The sequence below is a fragment of the Polyangium sp. 15x6 genome (assembly GCF_029960785.1).
Lineage (GTDB): Bacteria > Myxococcota_A > Polyangia > Polyangiales > Polyangiaceae > Polyangium.
The window spans coordinates 45,059-69,325 of sequence record NZ_JASBQE010000064.1 but is presented as its reverse complement, the minus strand read 5'-3'; the positions used below and the strand labels follow the sequence as shown (position 1 = coordinate 69,325).

Annotated in this window: 16 protein-coding genes; 6 read left to right on the top strand and 10 right to left on the bottom strand. The window is 70.4% G+C overall.

Annotated elements, in window-relative coordinates:
• The 5 genes from QHF83_RS35270 to QHF83_RS35250 form a co-directional block, all read right to left on the bottom strand.
• A partial coding sequence (locus QHF83_RS35270; protein WP_282422419.1) for a DUF2169 domain-containing protein occupies positions 1 to 1,422 on the bottom strand: 1,422 nt, incomplete at its 3' end.
• A gap of 23 nt (positions 1,423 to 1,445) precedes the next feature.
• On the bottom strand, positions 1,446 to 2,333 hold the full coding sequence (locus QHF83_RS35265) for a PAAR domain-containing protein (RefSeq protein WP_282422418.1): 888 nt from the start codon (positions 2,331 to 2,333) through the stop codon (positions 1,446 to 1,448).
• Between the two features lie 13 nt (positions 2,334 to 2,346).
• Positions 2,347 to 4,818: a type VI secretion system tip protein TssI/VgrG gene (gene tssI, locus QHF83_RS35260; RefSeq protein ID WP_282422417.1), complete on the bottom strand. Its 2,472-nt coding sequence runs from the start codon at positions 4,816 to 4,818 to the stop codon at positions 2,347 to 2,349.
• Between the two features lie 39 nt (positions 4,819 to 4,857).
• On the bottom strand, positions 4,858 to 5,793 hold the full coding sequence (locus QHF83_RS35255; protein ID WP_282422416.1) for a LysM peptidoglycan-binding domain-containing protein: 936 nt from the start codon (positions 5,791 to 5,793) through the stop codon (positions 4,858 to 4,860).
• Between the two features lie 186 nt (positions 5,794 to 5,979).
• Positions 5,980 to 7,425 carry a PLP-dependent aminotransferase family protein gene (locus QHF83_RS35250; protein WP_282422415.1) on the bottom strand — a complete coding sequence of 482 codons (1,446 nt, stop codon included), beginning with the start codon at positions 7,423 to 7,425 and terminating at the stop codon, positions 5,980 to 5,982.
• A gap of 166 nt (positions 7,426 to 7,591) precedes the next feature.
• On the opposite strand from QHF83_RS35250, the gene yedA reads away from it, so the two are divergent.
• Positions 7,592 to 8,797, top strand: coding sequence for a drug/metabolite exporter YedA (gene yedA / locus QHF83_RS35245; protein WP_282422414.1), 1,206 nt, complete (start codon positions 7,592 to 7,594; stop codon positions 8,795 to 8,797).
• An 11-nt stretch (positions 8,798 to 8,808) separates the two neighbouring features.
• Here the strand turns inward: yedA and QHF83_RS35240 are convergent, their stop codons facing one another.
• Positions 8,809 to 9,474, bottom strand: coding sequence for a sigma-70 family RNA polymerase sigma factor (locus tag QHF83_RS35240; RefSeq protein ID WP_282422413.1), 666 nt, complete (start codon positions 9,472 to 9,474; stop codon positions 8,809 to 8,811).
• On the bottom strand, positions 9,471 to 11,798 hold the full coding sequence (locus QHF83_RS35235) for a heavy metal translocating P-type ATPase (RefSeq protein ID WP_282422412.1): 2,328 nt from the start codon (positions 11,796 to 11,798) through the stop codon (positions 9,471 to 9,473). Before QHF83_RS35235 ends, QHF83_RS35240 begins: the two co-directional genes overlap by 4 nt.
• Before the next feature lie 138 nt (positions 11,799 to 11,936).
• Between QHF83_RS35235 and QHF83_RS35230 the strand changes: the two genes are divergently transcribed.
• Positions 11,937 to 12,155 (top strand): heavy-metal-associated domain-containing protein, encoded by a 219-nt coding sequence (locus QHF83_RS35230; protein ID WP_272427445.1) that lies wholly within the window; start codon positions 11,937 to 11,939, stop codon positions 12,153 to 12,155.
• Positions 12,156 to 12,211: 56 nt separating this feature from the next.
• Here QHF83_RS35230 and QHF83_RS35225 read toward each other — a convergent pair whose 3' ends face one another.
• Positions 12,212 to 12,646: a hypothetical protein gene (locus QHF83_RS35225; protein ID WP_282422411.1), complete on the bottom strand. Its 435-nt coding sequence runs from the start codon at positions 12,644 to 12,646 to the stop codon at positions 12,212 to 12,214.
• 163 nt (positions 12,647 to 12,809) lie between these two features.
• On the opposite strand from QHF83_RS35225, the gene QHF83_RS35220 reads away from it, so the two are divergent.
• Positions 12,810 to 14,267: a hypothetical protein gene (locus QHF83_RS35220; protein WP_282422410.1), complete on the top strand. Its 1,458-nt coding sequence runs from the start codon at positions 12,810 to 12,812 to the stop codon at positions 14,265 to 14,267.
• A gap of 12 nt (positions 14,268 to 14,279) precedes the next feature.
• Here the strand turns inward: QHF83_RS35220 and QHF83_RS35215 are convergent, their stop codons facing one another.
• On the bottom strand, positions 14,280 to 15,608 hold the full coding sequence (locus QHF83_RS35215) for an MFS transporter (protein WP_282422409.1): 1,329 nt from the start codon (positions 15,606 to 15,608) through the stop codon (positions 14,280 to 14,282).
• 138 nt (positions 15,609 to 15,746) lie between these two features.
• Between QHF83_RS35215 and QHF83_RS35210 the strand changes: the two genes are divergently transcribed.
• Complete coding sequence (locus QHF83_RS35210; RefSeq protein WP_282422408.1) at positions 15,747 to 18,503, top strand: CHAT domain-containing tetratricopeptide repeat protein; 2,757 nt, start codon at positions 15,747 to 15,749, stop codon at positions 18,501 to 18,503.
• A 74-nt stretch (positions 18,504 to 18,577) separates the two neighbouring features.
• Positions 18,578 to 18,874, top strand: coding sequence for a hypothetical protein (locus QHF83_RS35205; protein WP_282422407.1), 297 nt, complete (start codon positions 18,578 to 18,580; stop codon positions 18,872 to 18,874).
• Between the two features lie 228 nt (positions 18,875 to 19,102).
• Here the strand turns inward: QHF83_RS35205 and QHF83_RS35200 are convergent, their stop codons facing one another.
• Entirely contained in the window at positions 19,103 to 22,675 is a 3,573-nt protein-coding gene (locus tag QHF83_RS35200) for a serine/threonine-protein kinase (protein ID WP_282422406.1), read from the bottom strand.
• Positions 22,676 to 22,755: 80 nt separating this feature from the next.
• On the opposite strand from QHF83_RS35200, the gene QHF83_RS35195 reads away from it, so the two are divergent.
• Positions 22,756 to 24,198, top strand: a complete 1,443-nt coding sequence (locus QHF83_RS35195) for a sigma 54-interacting transcriptional regulator (RefSeq protein WP_282422405.1) — start codon at positions 22,756 to 22,758, stop codon at positions 24,196 to 24,198.
• Positions 24,199 to 24,267: the final 69 nt, after the last annotated feature.

Genomic DNA, 24,267 nt, shown 5'->3' with positions numbered 1-24,267 from the left:
CGTCGGAATGGGCGGCGGCGCCACGATGGGCGGCGGGGCCGGGGCCGCAGGTTCGGCCGGGCGCCGGAGCTGCGTCATCGGCGGCGGCGGCGCGACGGGTATGGCCGGCTGCGGGGCGGCCATGCCGGGCGCGGGCGCAGGCACGGGCGGGTTTTTCTTCCCCGCGAGCCACGCGGGCATTGCATCGCGTGGGATGGTCCCGACAAACACGGCGGTGTCGTTGGGATCCTCGTCGGGCGGCGGCCGTGGGCGCGGCGGTGCCTGCGAGGGCGGGGGCGGCGGCTGCGGCGCGGCCGCGCCCGGGGCGAACGGCAAGGCCGGCGAGGCCGCGAAGGGCAGGGGATTGACTCCGAGGCCCTTGAGGCTGTCGGCCGTCGTCTGTGTGAGGTCGAGATCGTCGTCGTCCTCGTCGAGCGCGGGCGCGGCGCGCGCCCTCTCGGGGAACCGCACGGGCTCGCCCGGGTATTCGACGCCGATGAAGATGCGGCCCGGCTGATCGCGGCCGTCGAGCGGAATCTGGGCCCGGAACGTGAGGCTCGCGATCGCGCGGTTCGTATCGATCCACAAGGTATCGGGGACGAGATCGGGCTCCCAGGGCGGCAGGCCTTCGATCTCCACGCGCATGTGCGGCTTCACCCCCGGCAGCCGTGTGGAGAATCGTTCGATCTCGGGGTGCATGTTTTCGAGCAAGATCGGCTCGTCCGGCCGCAGCTCGGAGACGAGCTGATCCGACGGCGCGCTCTGGAAATACGAGCCGTCGAACTCCATCCCGAGCGGCGTCTCGTTCCACGTGTTGTTCGCGAACGCCCCCACGAGCGCGCCGAGCTTGGCGCTGCGCACGAGCCACCGCGAGGCAATGGGCCCGAATCCGACGGTAGGGATCGGGCGGGAGCTTTCCGCATCCATCATCCCGGGGGGCTGCAGGTTTGGCAAGGTACGTCGCCCGTACGCGTCGATGACGGACGGATCGATCCCCACGGGGTTCCACGACTCATCGCCGCCGGCGGCCCGCTCGTAGCGGAGGGGCATCTGCATCCATTTTTGCGCCTCCGAGACGGCGCCGTCCCGCGCGACCGTGCGCGCGCCGTGGACCTCGATCGATTTGTCGACGTCGGCGACGACGAGCCTCGCGAAGAGCGAGCGCAAAGGCTCGCGACGCGGCGCGAACGCGCTTCCGACGAGCAGGACTTCCGGCCGGGGTTTGTAGGGCGCGAGGTCGCTCGGGGCATAGACGCATTTGCCCGGATCGTCGTCCCAGTGGTTGTCGCGCTCGTTGACGCCCTCGGGCTCGGTCGCGACGACCGACGTGCCCGGCTTCAGCGCGTACGTCACCTTGCAGACGACCGTGAGCGACCATTGCCCCGGCTGCTCCTGCCACGTGACGGAGCTCGTGAGGAAAGGCGGGATGGTGATGATCTCCATGGATAACGATTCCTGCCCGCCGATCAGTCCCACTTCAGGCGCTTCGAGAAATACCGCGCCCGCGCCCACACGTCGCGCGAATAATCGTCGCCGGCCGAGCCATCGTCGAGCTTGGCCCAGCTCGCCGCGTCCTTCGGCTGGGTTCGTACGTTGCCTGGGCCGAAATTGTATCCCGCGATGGAGCCGGCGAGGAGCTGCTCCCGCGTCCAGCTCGGGTGCGCGGCTTTCACGGACTTGTACGTATCGCTCCAGATCCTCATCGCCTGCTCGGCGTGATCCATGCTGAAAGGACCGCCTTTCGGCTTGTGGAACTCCTTGTCGACCTGGAACATCCCATACCCGTCCGGATCGTACTTGCCGTACCCGTCCGCGCGGAGGTGCCTGCCGAAGCCGGATTCGCGACTCGCGAGGCCGAGCAGGAGCGCCGGTGGAATGCCGTATTTCGCGCCGAGCTTCTTCGCGAGCGGCACGAGCTTTTGCGCCCGCGCCCGGTCCATCGGCGCCTCCACGCTCGCCCGGGGCATCTTTCCGGGCTTCATCCTGAGCAGGATCTTGTTCTGCCGCTCGGCCCGGTTCGGGCGGTCCTCGGCCTCCTCCGGCTTCTTTTTCGGGGTCTTTTTCCCGCCGGCGTACAGGGCCATGCTGCCGGTCTTCACGACGCTGCCGCAATCGAGGCAATCCCCGACGCGGACGACGGCCTTGCCATTGACGTAAATCTCGTCGGATCCCTCATCCGCCACGCTGTCGTGGTGCGGGTGATCGGGGCCGTCGTGCGGCTCCCAGAGGTCGCCGACGCGGACGACGGCGTGTCCGTCGAGGAAGACGTCCGGGCTACCCTCGAGGGCCTTGCGCGGCGGGCACCCGTCGTGGCCGCTGCATTCGTCGATGCCCTTGCGAGCTACCAGTGCCATCGGCCCCTCCCCGTCACCACTTCAGGTTTTTCGAATACCACTGCGCCTCGGCCCAGACGTCGCGCGAATAATCGTCGTGCGCGGTGCCATTGTCGAGCTGCGCCCACGCCGCCGTGGACGAGGGGCGCGTTTGCGCGTTGCCCGGGCCCGAGTTGTAGGCGACGAGGCCGGCGGCGAGGTACTCCTCCTCGCTCCAGCCGGGGTGCTTGTCCTTGATCTGGCCGATGTACCCCTTGTAAATGTCCATCGCCTGATCGATGTGGTGCCAGTCCGAAGGGCCGCCCTTCGGCGTGTGATAGCGCTTGTCGACCTGGAACAGGCCGAAGCCCATCCCGTCGAATTTGCTGTAGCCGTTCGCATCCAAGAATTCGCCGAACGCGGATTCACGGTTCATCCAGGCGAGCGCGAGGGCCGGCGGGATGTCGTACCGCTCGCCGATCTTCTTCGCGAGCTCCTTGTAATGCTCCGCCTTCGCCTTGCGGGCCGCGGCGATCTGGTGGTATTTGCCCGCGGGGCCCGGGTTCATCTTGCCGAGCAGCTCGTTCTGCTTCGCGGCCTTCGACTTGCCGTGGTGCGCCTTGTCGTGGTCGTGTTTCGGGGGCTCTTTTTCTTTCTCGTGCTCGTGTTTCGCGTGCTCGTGTTTCGCGTGCTCGTGCTTCGCTTCGTGCGGCTCGTGCTTCGCGTGCTTCTTCTGCCCGTGGCCGCCGAGCTTCTTCGGCTTGCGCCCCGCGGGCACCTCCACGGGCGGGTTGAGCTGGATCTTCGGGCCGCCCTTGACGACGAGCTCCTTGCCGGCCTGAATGATGACGTTCCCTTTTGCCGAGAGAATGAGATCTCCCTCGACCGTGACGTGCCTATTGCCTTTCGTCTCTTCGAGCTCGTCTTCCTGCACGACCTTGTGCAGGTCTTTCGTGGCTTCGACGTAAAAAAGCTCCCCGTCGGCCTTGTCGTCGAACGTGATCTCGTTGCCGCCGTTCTTCGAGCTCGACTTGAGCGTCGTGCGGGTCTTGTGCTCCGGGATCGAATAAGGCACCGGTGAGATCGTGCCGAACAGGCGGCCCACGACGACCGGTAGGTCCGGATCGCCTTCGAGGAACGCGACGAGCACCTCCTGTCCGACGCGCGGCAGGGTGACCATGCCAAACCCGGGCCCCGCCCAGGCCTGGGAGACGCGCACCCAGCACGAGCCCTTCTCGTCGCCCTTCGCCTCGCGATCCCAGGGGAATTGCAGGCGGACGCGGCCATGTTCGTCGCAATGGATGTCCTCGCCCGGAGGCCCGACGACGACGGCGCTCTGGACGCCATGGATGCGCGGCTTGCTCGCCTTCGAGAGCGGCTTATGCGCGCCGTCCTCGCCGCTCCGATGCGCGTCGCCGTGGCTCGTGGCGGTGAGCAAGGGCCGGTACGGCTTCTCGGCCGAGACGGCCTCGCCGCCGGCGTGCCAATCGTCGTCGATCTCGCCCGAGATGAACGACGAGAGGACGAGGAGCTTCTTGCCATTCGCGAGATCCCGGTGCGGATGTCCCTTCATCGAAAAGACGGTGCCAGGCCCGATGTCGGTCGCCGACGTGGAGAAGCTGATGCGCGCGGCCGCGCCGCGCATGGCCTCGACGTGCCGCTGCGCTTTCTTCTTGGCCTCTTTCTCGTTGTGCCGGTAATTGCCCTCCGCGTCGCCGACCGGGGTGCTGCCGTCGCCGTCGCCGGCGACGTGGCTCGATCCGGGGAGGAAGAAATATTCTTCGAGCAGGCTGTCCGGGCCGTCGTCGTCCGCGCTGTGCGCGCCGGCGAGCGGGAACGTCGGGCGGCGGAAATCGAAATCACGCACCACCGCGCGACCCGGCCGCACGTCGTGCCCGATGCTCACGTCCGTGATGTGCTCCGACTTTTCGGCCAGGCTCGCGGATCGCACGAAAGGCAGCGCCTTCTCGCGCGGCTCCGAGGTGGTCGGCGCGTCGGTGAGGATCATCTTCGTCTCCTTCTCGCCCTCCGGCGTGGTGAAGAAGAACGAGATGCCCGCGTCGACGAGGAGGCGCCGCACGAAATCATGGTCCGTCTCGCCGTATTGCACCTTGAATTCGCGCTTCGGGTAGTCGTCCTCGTCGATCCGGAATTCGAATGGCAAATGCCACTCCTTCAGGATTTTCTTCACGATCTGCGGCACCGACGCGTGCTTGTAGACCCGGTGGTTGCGGCGGTGGGTGAGCAGCCAGAACGCCGGGACGATGCGGAGCGCGTACGTCGAGAGCCCGTCGGATTCGACCTCCGTCTGCGCGATCCGCGCGCAGACGCCCGTCCAGATGCGCGGGCCGCCGTGGCCCGCGAGCCCGAACGACGCGGGGCGGCCGCTGATCTTTTTCAGGTCGACGTCGTCGTCGCCGAGCGCGATCACGTCGATCTGAAACGAAGCGCCGAGCGCCTCGTGCACCGCGAAGCTGCGGACGTCGAGATGTTCCCCGGATTCCAGCGAGATTTTCACGTTGCTCATGGCTTCATCGTTCTCCGCGAGGGTGTTTCCGAGGAGCGCTCACTTGAACGTCAATCGATAAAGTTTGTCGACGAGCTTCGTCGGGTTTTTTAGAGCGGGATGCCTCCGGTAGGGGCCGCTCATCTGCGTGAGCGCCTGGCCGCGCGCCCGCTCGCCGAAGAGCTCGAAATGGATCATCGACATGCCGAGCGAGTCGAGCAGGCCGACGTACGCGATGTGCTCGCCGCACTTGACCTTTTGCCCGGCCCGGACGGAGACGCGCTTGCTGCTCGAAATCTCGCCATACCGGACGACGCCGACGCCCGGGTGGAAGACCTCCAGCGCGTTCGTCCCGTCGTAGAAGAAATAAGGGGGGCGGATGATGACGCCGTCGGCGATCGCGCGGATCTTCGAGCCAAACGGGGCATACAGGTCCACGCCACCGTGCTTGCGGCCGCCGGAGCGTGGGCATCCGAAGTATCGGGGACCGTCTTTCCAGCTCGCCGTGGGTTTTTTCCAGAGCGGGAAGACGAGCTTGCGCTCGGCCTTCGAATCCTTGTCATCGTCCTTGTCGGCCGCGGGTTTTTTCGGCGGCGGCTTCTTCGGCGGCGGTTTGGGCTGGCTCGGCTGCGGCGAGGCGCCCCCGGTGCCGCTCGACGCGCCGGGGAGCTTGATCTGCTGCCCGACGGAGATCTGATTCGGATTCGTGATCTGCGGGTTCGCCTTCAGGATCGCGCTGACCGTGGTGTCGTATTTCTCGGCGATCGCGCCGAGCGTATCGCCCGACTTCACGGTGTGCGAGCCCGGGGCCTTCGCCGACAGCGCCATCATCTTCCGCGCCTCGGCGGGCGCGGCGGGCGCCGGCGTCTCCGGCACGATCGTCCGCGCAGCGAACGCGACGGGCGCGGGCGGCGGCGCGCCGGCGACGGGGCCGGGAGGCGGGATGAAGATCGGAGGCGGCGGCCCGAGGTCGAAAGGCGTGTCGTCGTTCGACATGAGATCTCCGGCGCAAGCAAGGTCGTTGCCAACGGCGCGTCCTCGACAAATACGCGAAAGGACGTCGGCTGAAAATGGGAGGGAGGAGGCGAGGGGGGATCGACACTGATCCATCCCTGGGGTTTGTGTTCCCCAGGATGGCCCGCCGTCACCGAGCCGACGGCCGTCGACGGTTCGCCGGCGTCTCTACCCCGCGCATTCCGCGCAGAGCTTGCCGAGCGTGCGAATCGCGTGATCGAAGAGCTCCGACCACGGGTGCCCGCACGACAAGCGGATGTATCCCGAAAAGCGCTGCTTCGCCGAGAAGAGCGGACCTGGTGCGATGGAAATGCCCCGGGCGAGCGCTCGTTCGGAGAGCAGGAGCGCGCTCGTGCCCGGCGGTAGCTCGACCCACAACAAGAAACCGCCCGCGGGTCGTGAAATGCGCGTCCCGGGCGGGAAGTATTCGGCCACGGCCTCGCTCACCCGCTCGACCTGCGCCGCGAGCTTGCGCCGGAGCGCGCGGAGGTGATGGTCGTAGCCGCCATTGTCGAGGAAATCCGCCACGGCCATCTGCGGCAGGGTCGCCGTGGCCACGCTCTGGACGAACTTGAGCTGCTCGACCTCCTCGCGGAAGATGCCGGGCGCGGCCCAGCCGACGCGATACCCCGGCGCCACGGTCTTCGAGAACGACGAGCACAGCATCACGAGCCCGCGTTTGTCGAAGGCCTTGGCCGGCCGCGGCCGCTCGTCGCCGAAATGGAGGTCGCCGTAGATGTCGTCCTCGATGAGCGGGATTTCGCGGCGCCCGAGCATCTCCACGAGCTCTTCCTTGGCCTCGTCCGGCATCAGGGAGCCGAGGGGGTTGTTGAAGTTCGGGATCGCCATCACCGCGCGAATGCGGTGGCGCCCCATGGCCTCCGCGAGCGCGGCGAGGTCCATGCCCGTGCGCGGGTGCGCGGGGATCTCGATGACCCGCATGTTGAGGCTCGCGAGGAGCCGCAAAAGCCCGTAATACGCGGGGGATTCGACGGCGATCGTGTCGCCCGGCCGTGTCACGGCGCGCAGGCAGAGGTGGAGCGCCTCGGCGGCGCCCACGGTCGTGACGATGTCGTCGGCCGAGAGAGCACAGCCCCATTCGATGGATCGACGCGCGATCTGCCGGCGGAGCGCGAGGAGGCCCGGCGGCAGGTCGTACGCGACGCCCGCGCCGCCCGCGCCCCGGGCGATGAGGCTCGAGGCGCGGTTGAGCCGCTCGGTCGGCAAGAGCTCGGGATCGAGGAAGCCGGCGCCGAGGGGCACGATGCTGGGATCGCGCCCGGCGCCATAGAGCTTCGCGACCATGCTTTCGATGCTCGGGCGGCTCGTGGTCGTGCACGCCCGAGCGGCGCGCGGCTCGGGCGGGAGCGGGGCGCGGCGGGCTCGCACGTAATGCCCCGACTGCGGCCGCGCCTCGATGGTCCCGCGATTCTCGAGCTCGAGGTACGCCTGCAGCACCGTCGCGATGCTGACGCCCTGCTGGCGCGCGAGCCTTCGCACCGAGGGGATCCGATCGCCGGCACGGAGCGTGCCCCGCTCGATCAGCTCCTCGATGTGCGCGGCGACGCGCTCGTAAAGCAGCCCCTGCTCCCCGGCGACGGTTTCTTGCTGCACGGGGACGAAGGATACCGCGCGGAGGCTTCCCGCGCACCGGTACAGTTGCCGCAGAGGGCGACCGGTACAGTACGGTCCGAGGCCAACTGTACCGGTCGCACATGCCGAGCAACTGCATCTGTGCTGGATGCGGGGTCGGGGTCAAGCTCCGGGTATGATGACGACCGTGCCAAGGTTCCGCGCGGGCGTGGCGTCCTTCGCGCCGCGTCGGGTCGAGTTCGATCTCGCCAAGGGGGCGCTGTGGGCGCAGCGGCTCCGGGGGCCGTTCGCCCTCGCGTGTACGAGCGGTTCGGTGTGGCTGACCCGCGAGGGTGATCCGGACGACGTGGTGCTCTCGGCGGGCGGCTGCTACCGTGGCGCCGATCAGGGGCTCGTCGTGGTCGAGGCCCTATCGCGGGCGCACATCACGGTGTCGAGAGAAGGTTTTTCAGGGAAGCTCCGGCGGCTCCTCGCCGCGCTGAAGCAGCAGTGGCTCGTGCTGGTCTCGCTGTTCTCGTTGTACGTCATCTGGGGCTCGACGTACCTCGGGATGCACATCGCGCTGGAGACGCTGCCGCCGTTTTTCATGGGCGGGACGCGGTTCCTGCTCGCGGGCGGCATTTTGTACGGGGTGCTCAGGCTGCGCGGTGAGGCGGCGCCTTCGCGGAAGCAATGGGCCGGGGCCGCGCTCGTGGGCTCGCTCCTGCTCGCGTGTGGCAATGGGTTTCTGGGGATCGGGCAGCAGCGAGGGTGGGTGAGCTCGGGCGTGGCCGCGGTCGTGGTGACGACGATGCCGCTCTGGATGGCCGTGCTCGGGAGCGCCGCGGCGTTCGTGCAGCGGCGCGCGGGCCGCGAAGGGACGTCGGCCGCGCCTTCGGCCGGAGAATGGACGGGGCTCCTGGTCGGCTTCACGGGCGCCGCGCTCTTGCACCTCGGCGGCGCGATGAGCGGATCCGGGGGCGGGATTGTGCTCATGATGCTGTCGCCGTTCGCCTGGGCGCTCGGGTCGCTGCTCAGCCGGTCTCTGGACCTGCCGAAGGGGCTCATGGCCTCGGCCGCGCAGATGATCGCGGGCGGGCTCATCATGCTCTCGCTCGCGCCGCTGCTCGGCGAGCCGCTGCCGGTCGCGCCCTCGGCCCGCTCGCTCGCGGCGCTCGCGTACCTGACGGTGTTCGGCTCGATCGTGGGGTTCTCCGCGTACGGTTATCTCATCCGGAACACGCGGCCGGCCATTGCGACGAGTTATGCGTACGTGAACCCGCTCGTCGCGATCGCGCTCGGGATCTGGCTCGGTGGCGAGGCGGCCTCGGCGACGACGTGGCTCGCGGCGATCATCGTGATCTCGGGCGTCGTGATCGTCTCGATGGCGCGGGCGCGGCCTTCGACTTCGTGATCGTTTTGGGATCAAACCTTCGGGGCGCAGCCGCCGTGCGCCCCGCTGTCGCACGTGCAATCGATGCAGCCGTGCTCGGCGCAGGTCCCGCACGAGAGGGCGACCTGCTTCCGTAACGCCTCGCGCGCGCGGAACACGCGCACGGCGGCGTTCGAGGGCGTGATCCCCTGCTCCTCGGCGAAATCCTTCACCGCGATGCCTTCCACCTCGATGCGCTCGAGCGCGTCGCGGTATTCGGGTTTGAGCGTCTTCGCGAGGCGCGTGACGCATTGGCAGATCGCGCCGCGGACCTCCTGGTTCGGCTCGGCGTGATCTTCGACCTCGGAGGCGAAGGCGTCGAGCGCGCGCCGCGCGGAGCCCTGGCGGCGGCGATGGTCGACGACGGCGTTGCGCAGGAGGCGATAGAACCAGGCGATCGCGGATTCGTCCTTCTGGAGCGTGTCGAGGCGCTGGAGTCCGCGCGCGAAGGCCTCTTGCAGGATGTCCTCGGCGAGGGCGCGGTCGCCGAGGCGGCGCTCGAGGAACGCCAGAAACGCCTGGTGGTTCTCGACGAGGACGCGCGCGACCGCGCCCTCCACGGGCAAGGTGGCGGTCGTCTCCGTGGTCGGTCCAGGATCCGTCATGAGCTCGTTTGTCGCCTCCGGAGGCGCTCCTGTCAACACGGCGCGCGTGCTCATCGTTTCATTCCGTAGGAACGAAGCCGGAGCGAGCTGAGGAGGACGGACACGCTCGACAAGCTCATGGCCGCGCTCGCGAGGACCGGCGAGAGGAGCCAGCCGGTGAGCGGGTAGAGCGCGCCCGCGGCGATCGGGATGCCGATCACGTTGTAGACGAATGCCCAGAAGAGGTTTCGGCGGATCGTGCGCAGCGTGGCGCGCGCGAGGCCGAGCGCCGTGGGGAGCGAGGCGATTCCGCCGCGGAGGAGCGCGATGTCGGCCGCGGCGACCGCGATGTCGGTGCCGCTCGCGACCGCGATGCCGACGTGGGCGGAGGCGAGCGCGGGAGCGTCGTTGATGCCGTCGCCGACCATCGCGACGATGCGCCCCTTCGCGCGCTCTTCGGCGACGATTCGCGCCTTGTCTTCGGGGCGGACGCCCGCGTGGACCTCGTCGATCCCGAGGGATCGCGCCACGGCGCGCGCGGTGGCCTCGCGATCGCCGGTCGCCATGGCGACACGCACGCCGAGCGCGTGCAGGGCGGCGACGGCTTCTTTGGCCTCCGCCGTCGGCAGATCGGCGACCGCGACGAGGCCGGCGAGCCGTCCGTCGATGGCGACGAACGAGGGCGTGTTTCCGGCCTCTGCGAGCGCTTCCGCAGCGTCTTCGAGCGGCAAAGCATCGATGCCGTGCTCGGCGAGGTAACGCGTGGTGCCGATTCGAACCTCGCGTCCCGTGACACGCGCGAGCACGCCGCGCCCTGCGTCTGCGCGGAATTCATCGGGCGAAACGAGGGAGAATCCACGCGCTCGCGCTCCTTCGACGAGCGCTTTCGCCACCGGATGTTCACTCCCGAGCTCCGCGGATCCCACGAGGTGGAGGAGGTCTTCCTCGCGGAAGCTCGGCATGGTTTTCACGGCCGAGAGCGTCGGGCGGCCGGCCGTGACCGTGCCCGTTTTGTCGACGAGGACCGTGTCCACGCGGCTCGCGGATTCGAGCGCGGTGCCGCCCTTCACGAGCACGCCGAGTTCGGCGCCGCGACCCGTGCCCACGGCGACGGCGGCCGGCGTGGCGAGGCCGAGCGCGCAAGGGCAAGCGATGACGAGCACGGCGACGAACCGCTCGACCGCGGCGGCGAGGCCCGTCGTGGTGGGATCGGCGACGAGCCACGCGACGAACGCGATGGTCGCGATTCCGAGCACCACCGGGACGAACACCCCGCTCACCGTGTCCGCGAGGCGCGCAATGGGCGCCTTCGAGCCTTGCGCTTGCTCGACGGCCGAGGCGATCTGCGCGAGCGCCGTCTCCGCGCCGGTCTTCGTGATGCGCACGGTGAGCTGTCCGCTCTGGTTCAGCGTGCCGCCGAAGACCGGAGCGCCCGCGGTTTTGTCGACGGGAAGGCTCTCGCCGGTGAGCATCGATTCGTCGACCGCCGAGGCGCCCGCGATCACGTCCCCGTCGCTCGGGAGGCGTTCGCCGGGACGAACCCGCACGATGTCGCCCGGCGCGAGCTGCGAGAGAGGGATCTCCTCCTCGATGTCGCCGAGGTCGCCGCGGAGCCGCCACGCCGTCTTCGGCTGGAGCGCGACGAGCCCACGCACGGCGTCGGTGAGGCGCTTTCGCGCGCGGGTCTCGAGGAGCTTGCCGAGCAGGACGAAGCTCACGATGGCCCCGACGGCCTCGAAATAGACGTGCGGACGCAGGCCATGCGCGGCGTGCGGGAAGAGGCCGGGCGCGAGGACGGCGATCGCGGAGTAGACCCACGCGGCGCCGGTCCCGAGGCTCACGAGGGTGTTCATGTCGGCGGCCCGGTGCCGGAGCGCGATCCACGCGAGGCGAAAGAATCGGCGGCCGGGGCCGAGGATCACGGCCGTCGCGAGGGCGAGCTGCACGAGGCGGCCGAGCGTGCCATCCGCGCCGGGGATCCGACCGTGCGACATGCCGAGGACGAGCAGCGGTACGGAGAGCCCGAGCGCGAAGGCGAAGTCGCGTCGGAGGACGCGGCGCTCGTGGTCGAGGCTCGCGTCGGCCGCGTGGGTTCGTTCGGCGGGCGCGGCGGCGGAGAGGTCCGGCGCGGCCGGTTGTTGCGGAACGCTGTAGCCCGCGCGTTCGATGGCCGTGACGAGCGGCTCGGTTCCGGAGGTCGCGGGGTCGTACGTGATCGTCGCGGTGCGCGTGACGAGGTTGACCTTGGCCTCGCGGACGCCGTCGGTCGCGAGCAAGGCGCGCTCGATGCGCCGCACGCAGGCGGCGCAGGTCATGCCCTCGACGGGCAGATCGATGCGGCGAGCCGCCGGGGCGGCTGTTTTCTCGGGGAGGAGAGCGGGAGCGGATGCGGTCGACATGGGAACCTCGCTTCGACCGCGCAGACGCTCTGTCGCCCGACGCATTACACCGCCCGGCGGGGTGTAATGAAGCGCGGTGGCTGCGTCTTCAGGGTGCGAGCGGCGAACGGGCCGCTCCCCGGAAAAAGGAAGGACGCCATGAAGGAAACGTTGCTCCATGTCGACGGGATGAGCTGCCCGTCCTGCATTCGCCACATCGACGGCGCGCTGCGCGGGATCGCCGGCGTCGAGAAGGTCGACGTGAAGCTCCGCGAGGGCACCGTCCTCGTGAAGCATGATCCGTCGAGCGCGCCGACGAACGTCCTCGTCGAGGCGCTGCGCGATGCCGGCTACGAGTCGCGCCCGCGCGCCGCCTGAAATGGGGGCGAGTGCCGGAGCTCCCGGAGATTCCGCGAGCTCCGGCGCCTCGGGTTTCACCCGCAAGAACCTTCCCCGCAGCTCATCTGCGCGCCGTGCTTCTGCGCGGCCGTCGAGGTCGCCGTGGGGGCCGGCGCGGGTTTGTCGGCGGGCTCGGACGGCGTCGCGGTCACGGGTGACGGGGCAGGGGGCGCGGCGGCGTGCGTTTCAGCGGGAGCCGCCGTCGTCGCGCGTGGGGTCGCGGCGGGCTTGGCTGCGGCCTTCGCCGGGGCAAGGGAGGGCGGGAACGCCGCGCTCGGGGGCGCTGGGACGGTTGCGGCGGGCGACGCGGCCGTGGGCATTTCGTTTGCCGGCGGAGCGGGCGCGGCAGATGTTTCCGCCACAGGTTTCACGTCCAGCCCGTCCGTCTTCGTGGGGGACGTGGTGCACCCGGTGATCAGGGCGCCCGCCCCGAGGGCAGCCAGCGCCTCGTAGATACGCTTCGCATTCATGACCAAGCTCCTTCGTGGTTCTCCGTGGGATCGACGGAAGGGGTACGACCCTGCCGACGCAGGGGGGCGCCGCCCATTACAGTCGTCGAGCGGAACTTCCGCGGCCGGACGGTCCCCGGGCGAGGCCCTTTGAAAGCAGGCCCGGACGGTGTAGACATGGGCCATGGCGCGAAGGGAGTGCCCGTTCGTCCGGCTGACGGTTTGTCTGGGCCTGCTCCTCCCTGGCGGCTGCGGGGGCGCGCCCGCGGCGAAGGCGAACGCCGTGACGGGGGACGGGCCCGCGGTGCATTATTCGTTCGTCCTCGATGCCGAGCTCCGCACGCTTTCGGCCACCGTATGTCCCCGCGATCTGCGGCTCGCGCGGCTGCGTATGACGGTGCCCGAGCTCCTCGAGCGCGTGCGCCGGCCGCGCATCCTGCGGGCCGACGGCGATGTGCCGCTTTCCTTCGAGGAGGACGTCGTGCCCATTGCATCGGCGACGGAGGGCGTTTGTATCGGCTACGACGTCGATCTCGGTCCGCCGGGGGAGGGTTTCTGGATCACGCGCGGCGAGGCCCACGTGCTCGCGGCGCCCGACGTCTGGCTGCTCGCGCCCGAGCCACGGCCCGAAGGGACGCGTTTCACAGCGAGCTTCAAGCTACCGCCGAGCGTTCGCGCCGCGCTCCCCTGGCTCGATGATCCACGAGGGTATCGGATCCCGACGTCGGCATTCACGATGCGCAGCGCGGGGGCGTTCGGCCAATTCGAGCGAGAGACGCGGAGTGTGGGCGGGGCCGAGCTCGATATCGTCGCGCTCGGCGGCGGGTTCGGCGAGCGAGCGCCCCTCGTGGCGAAATGGATGCAAACGAGCGCGTCCGCGCTGACCCAGCTCCACGACGGGTTTCCCGTTCCGCGGGTGATGGCGATGCTCCTCCCGCATCCAGGATCGGAGGTCGGATTCGGCATGGCGCTGCGCGGCGGCGGGCCGACGGTGATGATCATGGTGGGGTCGTCCGTCACGCCCGAGGCGCTCGGTGAAGATTGGGTCGGCGTACACGAGCTTTTCCATCTGTCGGCGCCGCGGTTTCTTCCGAGCGACGCCTGGCTGTCCGAAGGGCTCGCGACGTATTACACGGACATCCTGCGGGCGCGGGCGGGTCTCATGGATGAACGCAGCGCTTGGGACGATCTCGTGGACGGCTTTCGGCGCGGGAGTCGGCGCGGGACGGGACGAACGTTGCGGCAAGAGAGCATCGACATGCACGAGACGCACGCTTACCAGCGCGTGTACTGGGCCGGCGCGGCGCTTTCGTTGATGGCGGACGTCGAGCTCAGGAGCCGAGGCGTGGAGGGCGGCCTCGATGGGCCGCTGCGCGAGCTCGCGCGTTGCTGCGCGCGATCCGAAGAGGCGTGGTCCGCCGAGCAGTTCGCGAAGTTCGTCGATGAGAAGACCGGTCAATCCGTGGTGCGGCCGCTGTTCGAGCGGTACGTCGATCGAGCAGAATTTCCCGATATCGCGGAGGTTCTCGCGGCGCTCGGCGTGAAGGGGGCTGGGCGGGAGATGACGCTCGCAGCGGAGGCCCCGCGCGCCGGCGTCCGCAGCGCGATGATGGCGCCCCGCGCCGGGGGTACGAAGCCCTGAGTTTGTCCGGGCTCAGGCGGCTTCGAGCTTCGGCGCGGCCTCGTCGGGCGCGTGGCGCTCGATTTTCCGGCGGAAGACGAGCATGCAGACCGGCGCCGCGATCGTCATGAGCCCGATGACGAGCCACATCTGACGCGAATCCCGCGGGCCGGTCGGCGGGCAATACACGGAGAGCAGATACCCGCTGAGGAAACCCACGAAGGGTTTGGCCAGGAACAGGGGGATCTCCGAGAGCCCCATGTAGCTCGCCTCGCGCCCGGGCGGCGCGATCGTCGCCGTGTATTCGTAGAGCCGCGGCGACCAGAGCGCCTCGCCGATCGAGAGCAGGACGATGAACACGATGCTCGCCGTGACGGTCGTCGAGACGGCCATCGCGAGCACCGAGAACGCCGTGATCGTCGCGCCGATCGAGATCACCGGGTAAGGGGGGTATTTACGCGTGAGCGCGGTCGCCAGCGGCGTGAGGACGATGATCATCGCAGGGTTGATCGACCAGTAATAAGCGAACGGGAAATCCTGGCCGAACTCGCGGAGCGCGTACTTCGGCCAGGTCAGATGCGCGTGCTGGAGGACGAGGCGGACGAACGTGAGGAGCGCGACGAATCCGAGGAAGATCCAGAAGGCCGGCTCGCGCAGCACGTCGCGGGCGATCGAGAGCGGGTTCTTCGTGGGTTTGTCCGAGGTGGCGGCCGGCTTCGCCTCGCGCATGGAGAGCGCGAGGACGACGTTGAGGCAGGAGGCGACGAACCCGACGAGGAAGACCAGCTGGCTCGACGAGAACGTGATGCCGGCGATCGTGGCGCCGCTCTTGAACCACTTCCGAAACTCGGTGATGAGCGGCCCCTGGGCGAGCGAGCCGACGTTCATGAGCACGTAATAAAACGAGAATGCGAACGAGACCGTCGCGGGGGTCGTGTAGCTGCGCACGGCGGCGTTCATCGTGGGCTTCATGCAGGCAATGCCCCAGACGGACGCGGCGAGCGCCGCATAAATGGTCATCTTGTCGCCCGCGAACGCGAGCATGCCCCGGCCGATGGCCGTGGAGAGGGCCGCGATCAGGAGCGCGCGGCGGACCCCGAGCCCGTCGGCGATGAAGCCCGCGAGGAACACGACGAGGCTGATGACCGTGAGCCAGGTGCCGGCGACGGAGCCGGCAGCGGTATCGGAGAAGCCGTGATCGTCCGACAAGAAAATCACGAGGAGCGACCAGATGGCGAAATACGCGACGGATTCGAGGAGCTTCATCGCGTACACGGTCCAGAGCTCGCGCGGGGAGGCGACGAGCGCGCGCAGATCGGCGGAGAGGGAGCGATCGGCGCGTGCTTCGGGAGGGGCAGCCATGGGCGAACGATACACGCGCCAGAGCCGGGATCCACGGGGATCGGCATCCGGGGCGCCGCGACGCGCGCCGGGCCCGCCGTTGACAGAGGGCCTTTCGTTCTCGTATAAAGCGCGTTCGCTTTTCTTGGGATGACCCCGATGCGCGCTCCTCGACCCAGGCTCCGCCGGCACCTCCTGCGCATGGGGCTGCTCGCCGTCCTCGCGGGGGCGTTCGCCACGCCGGAGTGCCCCGTCGCGCGCGCCGACGAGGCGGCCCAGGAGAGCGAGAGTGGCGCTTCGCTTTACCCGCAGATCCTGAAGCTCGTCGAGGCGGGGCGGTATCCCGAGGCCGTGCGCCTGGCCGATCGCGCGGTGAAGCTCCTGGAAGATGCCCCGAACGACAATGGGCATTTCCCTTTCTTGCTCGGGAGCGCCTACACGCTCTACGGCGATTACGCGCGGGCCGAGCCGATCTTCGTGCGCCTCCTTTCGGCACAGGATCCCCGTGAGCCGAATCCGGCGGTGTACGAATCACTCGGCCGCATTCGCCTCGAGCTCGGCGACGTGGAAGGAGCCGCGCCGCTCCTCCGGCGCGCCGTGGCCATTGCAGAGGAGCGCTTCAGCGCGGAGTCGCCCTATGCCATCGGCGCCGTCGAGGCGCTCGCCGCGCTGCATCGGCGTCGGGGCGAGCGAAGGCGCGCCGAGGAGGTCCTCCGCGACCTCGAAGCCCGCGTTCGCACGGCGTCGAGCATCTCCCGCGATGTTTTGAGCTTGCCAGCGCTCCGTCTGGGCGAGCTCGCGCTGGATCGAGGGGAGCCCGATGTCGCCGAACCGCTTTTGAAAGCAGCGCTCGCGGGGGCCGAAGAGTCCCTTCCCGAAAATCACGTGCAGCGCGCGCAGTACCTCCACGCGATGGGGCTGCTGCTCGCACGGCGAGGGGATTTCGCGGCCGCCGAGGCGCGGCTGAAACGAGCGCTCGAATTGCGGGAAGCCGTCCTGCACCCGGACCACCCCGACATCGCCCGCACGCTCCGCGACCTCGGGGATCTTTACGTGGTAGAGGACCGCATCGAGGACGTGGTGCGCGTGCGAGCCCGCGCGGCCGATCTCGCGGACCGCGCCGCGCGCGTGCATCTCGGACGTGGATCCGAGGACCAGAAACGCGCGCATGCCACCTTGCTCCAGGAGGATACCGACGCGCTGGTCTCGCTGCACCTCGAGGTCGCGCCGAGGCATCGCGCGGCGGGCCGCCTCGCGCTGACCGCCATCCTCCGGCGAAAGGGAATCGTCCTCGACGCCGTGGCCGGGAGCCTCTCCGCTTTGCGGCAATCCCTCGATTCGGCTGGACGCGCGCTGTTCGACGAGCGCGCCCAGGTCGATGCGCGTTTGTCTGCAGCCGTGTCCCGCGGGCCCATCGATGTGCCACCCGAGGAGCACCTGGCCGAGATCGAAGCCCTGGAGCGGCGCCGCCGCGATCTGGACGCGCGTCTCTCGGCCCTTTCGCACGCCCTCCCCGACACTGGCCCCGTCGCGCTGCTTTCGCTGGAGGACGTGCAGCGAGCCATTCCCGCGGGCGCCGCGCTCGTCGAGCTCGTCGTGTATCGCCCGTACGATCCTTCGGGACCGCCCGTTCGTCCCACCTGGGGCGCGCCGCGCCTCGCCGCGTACGTCCTCCGCCGCGAGGGCGAGGTCGCGTCGGTCGATCTCGGCAAGGCCGAGGGCATCGAGGAGGTCGCGGCGGGCCTTTTGCGGGATCTCTCGACCCCCCGTCGTGATCCGCGCCCCGCCGCGCGGTACCTCGATTCTCTGGTGACGGAGCCGCTCCGTGGTTTGCTCGGGGATACCCGCTGGATCCTCCTCAGCCCCGACGGCGCATTGAACCTCGTGCCCTTCTCCGCGCTCGTCGACGAAAAAGGGACGTCGCTCGTCCGGCATACGTCGTTCACGTATCTGACGAGCGGTCGCGAGCTCGTTCGCCTCGCCAAACCTCCGCCCGAAGCACGCGAGGCGCCGCTCGTGGTCGTCGATCCGGCATTCGGGGCTCGCGGTGAACGCTCGGCGGCAGGGGCGGGGCGCGGCGCGCGGTCCGCCGATATGACGCGGATCCGGTTTTCGCCGTTGCCAGCGACGCGGAGGGAGGGCGCCGCGGTGAAACGGATGCTGCCCGGCGCGAGGCTTCTGGAAGGGGCGGCGGCGACGGAAGAAGCGCTCATGGCCGCTCACGGTCCGCGCGTGCTGCACGTGGCGACACACGGGTTTTTCCTTCCGGATCAGCATACGACGGGCGGGCGGGACGAGGGCGAGCGGGGAGGGGAGCGGTCGGCGTTCGTCGCGGAAAACCCGCTCCTCCGGGCGGGGCTCGCGCTTTTCGGCGCGAATGGGCGGCGGAGCACGACGGATGCTGCGGATGGCGTGCTCACGGCGCTGGAGATTTCGGGGCTCGATCTGCGCGGCACACGTCTGGTCGTGCTCTCGGCGTGTGAAACGGGCGTGGGCGAGGCGCTGCGCGGCGAGGGGGTTTTTGGGTTGCGCCGCGCGCTCGCCATGGCTGGGGCCGAGACGCAGGTCATGAGCCTGTGGCAGGTCGACGACGAGGCCACGAGCGAGCTCATGACGGCCTATTATGCAGGTCTCGCCGCCGGAGGAGGGCGGAGCGAGGCGTTACGCGCGGCGCAGATCGCCGTGGGTGAAAAACATCCGCACCCTTATTACTGGGCGAGCTTCATCGTGTCCGGCAATGGGGCCGCGCTCGACGGTCGTTCCGTCCCGCCACGCTTCGAGATCGCGCGCGGTCCCCGCGGGTGCGCTTGCCAGGCGGCCGGGGCGCCTTCCGAAATGGGGACCGGGCTCGTCGCGCTCGCGGCGGGCGCCCTCGGCCTCGCGAGGCGGAGGCGCCGCGCCTGGAACGTTCATTGAAAGGACCTCGGCGTAGATCGCGACTCGCTCCCGAGGGAAACCGTTCGAGGGTCGCTTCGAGATTGGAGATTGTAATGCATCATCCCAAATTCGCCGCCATCCGTCCGCTCTTCCTAGGCCTCGCCGCCGCGCTCCTCGTGGCGTGCGGCGGCGCGCAGCAGCCCCCCGCGGAGTCCGGCGCCGGCACGGCATCCGCCGAGGTCACGTGCACGACGCCCGAGGTCACGGACCCGAACACGCCGCCCGAGTGCCCGAACCCCGAGCAGTGCGAGTGGAGCCCGGAGAACAAGAAGTGCCAGCCGAAGCGCGGCGTCATCATGGATGACGCGAGGCCGAAGCCCCCGCCGCCCCCGCCGCCGCCCGAGAGCTGACGCTCCCCCGCCCCCCGCCGGTCTCACGTCCCCGCAGCCGGGCGCCCCCCGCCCGCGCCATCCGCTCCACCCCCCATCCACCGATGCACGACGCCCGTCGCGGGCGTCTCATGGCCGCTCGCGTCCGTTCATCCCGCCCGACGTCGCCGGTCGGGGACACTGTCATCAACCGGCGACATCGAGCAGGGACCGTGTCCACGGGTGGTGACAGCGGTCGACACCGGCTGGCTACGGCAGCGTCGTGCCCTCGTCGGGCCGCGCGAGCCACGCCTCGGCCTCCCGCAAGAGCCGCCAAGGCAGGGAGTGGAGGGGCAGCTTCGCCGCGCGCGCCTCCTCGACGAGCCGCGTGACCTCCTCGCGCCTGGGTTCACCCCGCTGCGCGAGCCGCAGCGCTTCCCACAGGTTTGCCGAGATTTCGAGGCTTCGATCCCGGTGCTTCGCGGCGACCTCTCCCGCCGCGCGTACATCCACGAGCGCCTCCGCGAGACGCCCCATCGCCCTCAGGATCTCCGCGCGCCGCAAGAGAGTCAGCGCGAGCGTACGGGTCCCTCGCTCCCGCTGGAACGCGTAGGCCTCGTCCGCGCTCGCGAGCGCGTCGACGAGCGCGCCGACCTCCGTCAGCGCCGCCGCGCGGAGCGACAGCGCCGTCGCCCGCAGCACAGGGTCTCCTGCGTCCCGCGCGAGGTCCGCCGTGCGCGTCGTCGTCTCGGCCGCCTCTCGGGCGCGGCCCTCGCGCAGCAGCATCACCGCGAGGTTCTGCAGGAAGAGCCGCTCCTGCCCGCGCATGCCCCGCTCGTTCGCGCGCGCCACGAGCGTTCGGATCCGCTCGATCGCCGCGTCGATGCGCCCCGTCTCGGCTTCGAGCACCGCCAGATCCCCCTCGATGTGCACCTCGTGCCACGCCGATCCCGTCGACGCGGCGATGGCCGCAGCACGCCGCAGATCCTGCTCGCCGAGGACGAGGTCTCGCGGATCGAGCGCGTAACACAGCTCGAACCGACGCACCCGCGCCGCGAGCTCCACCGCCGGCCCCGCGCCCGCCGCGAGCTCCACGGCCTCGGTCACGACCGCCATCGCGCGCTCCGGCAAGAGCACGCCCGCCACCGCGAGGCGCGCCTCGCAGCGGAGCCGCAGATCCGCGAACGCATCCGCATCCGCGACGAGCGTCGCATCCTCCACGCCGCTCTCCCGGAGCCCACGCGCCACCTCGAGCCGCGAGACGCGCCGCCACAGATCGAACCGGCGCGCTTCCAGCCCGTCTCCCGCGAGGATCGGCAGGCGATCGAGCCTGTGCTTTGCCTCCTCGAACTTGCGCCCGCGGATGAGCATCCGGACCCCTTCGAACGCGAGCCGCGCCTTCGTCTCCGGGTCGTCCGTGATCGCCGCGAGCCTGTCGCCGAACGCCGCCGCCTCCTCGAAGAGCCCCGCCGCGCCCGCCTTCTCCACGGCGCGACCGAGCCAGACACGAGCCTCCACGAGCGCGCCGAGCCGCTCGTAGCCCGTCGCCAGGAACGCCGCGTCGATCTGCGCCGGCGCGCCCTCGGCCATGCCGTCGAGCAGCGCCCGGTGGAGCCTGTGAAACCACGGGCGCGGCCGCAGCAGGTTGAGCGCCGCTTGCCGCACCATCTCCTGCGCGAACCCGTACTCCTGCCGCTCGCCGTGCGCCGTCAGGATCCCCGCTCCGACGAGCGCTTCCAGCGCCTCCTCCGCGCGATCCGCGTCCCCGGCCACCCGCAGCGCGAGATCCACGCCGAGCCCTCCGCCCGCGAGCGCCACCGCCGCGAGCACACGCAAGAGCGTACGCTCGGAGTCGCTCCCCGGCGGGAGACACGCGCCGAGGCGCGCCTCCAGGAGATCGGCCACGCCCGGCACGTCGCCTCGCAGGATCTGCTCGTCTGCGGGGCGGTAGGCGCCGTCTTGCCAGACCATCGCGCCGCTCTCGCGCCACGCGACGAGCGCGTGCACGAGGTAAAACGGTACGCCCGCCGCGCCCGCGACCACGGCCCGCTCGACCTCCTTCGTGATGGGACAGACGCCCTGCGCGAGGCGCGCCGCGGCCGCGGGTTCGAGCGGGCCGAGCGAGACGTACGTGAGGCCGGGGCTCGTGCGCGCCCGCGCCTCGCCGAGGAGCTTGCGCAAGGGCGCGCCCGCGACGGGATCCGGGCGCGCGGCGAGGGCCACGAAGAGCCGCCCCGGCGCGCCCGCCGCCGCGCGATGCACGAGGAGGCGCACGACCTCGCGCGTCGGCGTGTCGCTCCACTGGAGGTCGTCCACGAGCACGAGGAGCGGCGCCGAGGCGCTCACCCGCACGAGGCCGTCCTCGATCGCTTCGACCGCCTGCGCGAGCTGGTCCGGGCCGGGGACGAGCCCCGGCGAGAAGGCCCGCGCGAGGGCGCGCGCGAGCGGCTCGAACGAAGGCGTGATCTCGAGCGGGAGATCCTCGACGGCGCGGCGGAACGGGTAGAGGGGGCTCTGCTGCTCGGGCGGGCAATGAACCCTGAGGATGACCGCATCCTCGAAGGTCCAGCGCTCGGCCGCGGCGTGGAGGAGGCGGCTGCGGCCGATGCCCTGCGGCCCCGTGAACACCACGACCTGGCAGCGTCCCTTCTTCGCCTCGTCCGCGGCGCGCTGGAGCGCCGTGAGCGCATCGTCGCGGCCCACGAGCGGCGGGCGCGTCTCGGGCGCGGGCGCGGCCTTGCGAGCAGGCGCGGAGACCGGCGCGGGCCTGCGCACGGAGAGCGGCGCGATCGACGTGACGGGCGCGAGGACCGCGGGATCGAGCCGCGCGAGGAGACGCTCGATCTCGCGCGCCACCCACTCCGCGTGGCGAGGTCGGAGGAGCGGATCGAGCGCGAGCAGCCGATCGACGAGGAGCGAGAGCTCGGCCGTGATCACGCTGCGCGCAGGGACGCATGTCGCGAGCGAAGGCGCGGGCCCCTGGGGCATGGGCGTCTCGTGCGGGAGGCGGCCCGTGACGAGCTGGAACATGGTCACGCCGAGCGAGTACAGATCACTCGCGGGCGTCGGGAGCTGCGAGAGGCACTCGGGCGCGAGGTAGCCGAGCGTGCCCGCGACCCGGAGGCCTGGGCGAGCTCCGCGGCCCGGTGCTGCCGCCGCGATGGGCGGAGCCGTCATGGTCACCGTCTGCGTGTGCGTGCCCGGATCACGAGGAGCGGCCGCCGTGGGCGCGGGAGGCGGCTCCGCGCGGGTCGTGTCCGCGGCCGCGAGCTCCGCCACGGTCGCGGGCGCCGCGGCAACGAGCTCCGGGGCCACGGCGATCCCGAAGTCGATGAGCTTGTAGCCGGAGGGCCCGCGCACGATGTTCGCGGGCTTCACGTCGCGGTGCACGAGCCCCGCCGCGTGCACCGCCGCGAGCGCCCAGGCCACGGATCGCGCCGCTTCCAGCACGACCCGCTCGTCGAGACGCCCGTGCGCGCCGGCGAGCATGTCGAGGCTCGCGCCCGCGACGTGCTCCATCACGAGGCCGATCCGCGAAGGCGCATCGTCGCAGAGCAGCGCGTAGAACCGCACCACGTTCGGGTGCTCGACGCGGCAGAGGGCGCGCGCCTCCTCGATGATCTCGTCGCGCCACCGGCTCACGTCGTGGCCGCGCGTGGCGGCCGCGTCGAACGCGAACAGCTTGATCGCCACGTAGCGCAGGAGCTTGCCGTCGTACCGCTCCTCCGCGAGGAAGACCGGGGCGAATCCGCCCTTCCCGAGCTGCTGCACGAGGAGGTACGGCCCGATCTGCGGCGCCACTCCGGGCGGAAGACGCGCAGCGAGACGCGAACTCGGGGGCATGCGGCGCGGATGATAGCGCGGCGAGACGGGCGTGCCGGGCTTGTCTTGACGAGCTTCCGAGATCTGCAACGATGCGCGGGATGACGCGGGCGGAGGAGCCTGGATGCACGCTCTCCGATGTCACCGAAAACGCCGTGCTCATGCCGGCGCTTCGGGTCCGCGTGACCGCGCCCGACGGCACGATGCGCGAGGCCCCGCTCGGCATGGAGACGCTCGTCGTCGGCACGAGCCCCGAGTGTGATCTCGTCGTGTCGGATCCGCGTGTCTCGCGCCGGCACTGCGAGCTCCGTCTCACGCGGAAAGGCGTCGTGCTGCGTGACCTTGGCAGCAAGAACGGCACGCTCATCGGCGATCTCGCGGTGATGGAGGTCCTCCTCCCGCTCGGCACCGTCGTCACGCTCGCGAGCTCGCGCCTCTCCACGCACCTCGCGGGCGCGCCTTCGATCGTGCCCCTGTCGCCGTCCACGCGGTTCGGCGAGGCGATCGGCGAGAGCCTGCCCATGCGCGCGCTCTTCGCCGCGCTCGAGCGCGCCGCGGCGTCGTCGGAGACGGTGCTCCTGCTCGGCGAGTCGGGCACGGGCAAGGAGGTCTTGGCGCGCGCGATCCACGCCGCGAGCCCACGCAAAGACGGCCCGTTCGTGGTCTTCGACTGCAGCGCCGTCGCGCCGAGCTTGATCGAGGCCGAGCTCTTCGGACACGCGCGCGGGGCCTTCACGGGCGCGGTCTCCGCGCACGCGGGCCTGCTCGAACAGGCCGATCGGGGCACCCTGTTCATCGACGAGCTCGGCGAGCTCCCCCTGGATCTGCAGCCGAAGCTCCTCCGCGCGCTCGAAGCGCGGCAGGTGCGGCGCGTGGGCGCGGTCGAGTGGCGCCCCTTCGACGCGCGCATCGTGGCCGCGACGCACCGCGATCTCCGCGCCCGCGTCGCCGAGAAATCGTTCCGCGAGGACCTCTACTACCGGCTCGCGGTCGTCGAGGTGAACATCCCGCCGCTGCGCGAGCGCAAGGACGACATCCCCGCGCTCGTCGAGCGTTTCCTCGCGGCGCAGACGCCGAAGCGCGCGCTCGCCGATCTGCCGCCGCACGCGATGTCCTTGCTCCTCGCGCACGACTGGCCCGGCAACGTCCGCGAGCTTCGCAACGTGGTGGCGCGCCTCTGCCTCTTCCCGGACTTCGCGGTGTCGGCGCTCGGCGCCCACGCACGCAAGCCGCTCGCGGCCGCCGCGCCTGCGCCCGAACCTGCGCCTTCGCCCGAGCCCGCCGCCGCCGCGCCTGCGCCCGCGCCGGAGGCGCACGAGGCTCCGGCGCGGGAGGCCGAGGAAGGTGATCTCGGCGGGCTGCTCGGCCTGCCGCTGCTCTCGGCGCGCGAGATGGTGCTCGAGCGCTTCGAGCGGCAGTACCTCGCGACGAAGCTCCGCGAGCACGGGGGCAACATCTCGCGCACAGCCGAGGCGATTTCCGTCTCGCGACAGTTCCTCCACAAGCTCGTCGACCGTTACGGGCTCCGAAGCTCCGCGCGATAGCCCCGCCCCGGGCCCCGATCGGGCTTGGCACGGTTCGCGCAATGGCTCCTCGCACGACCGGACGACAAT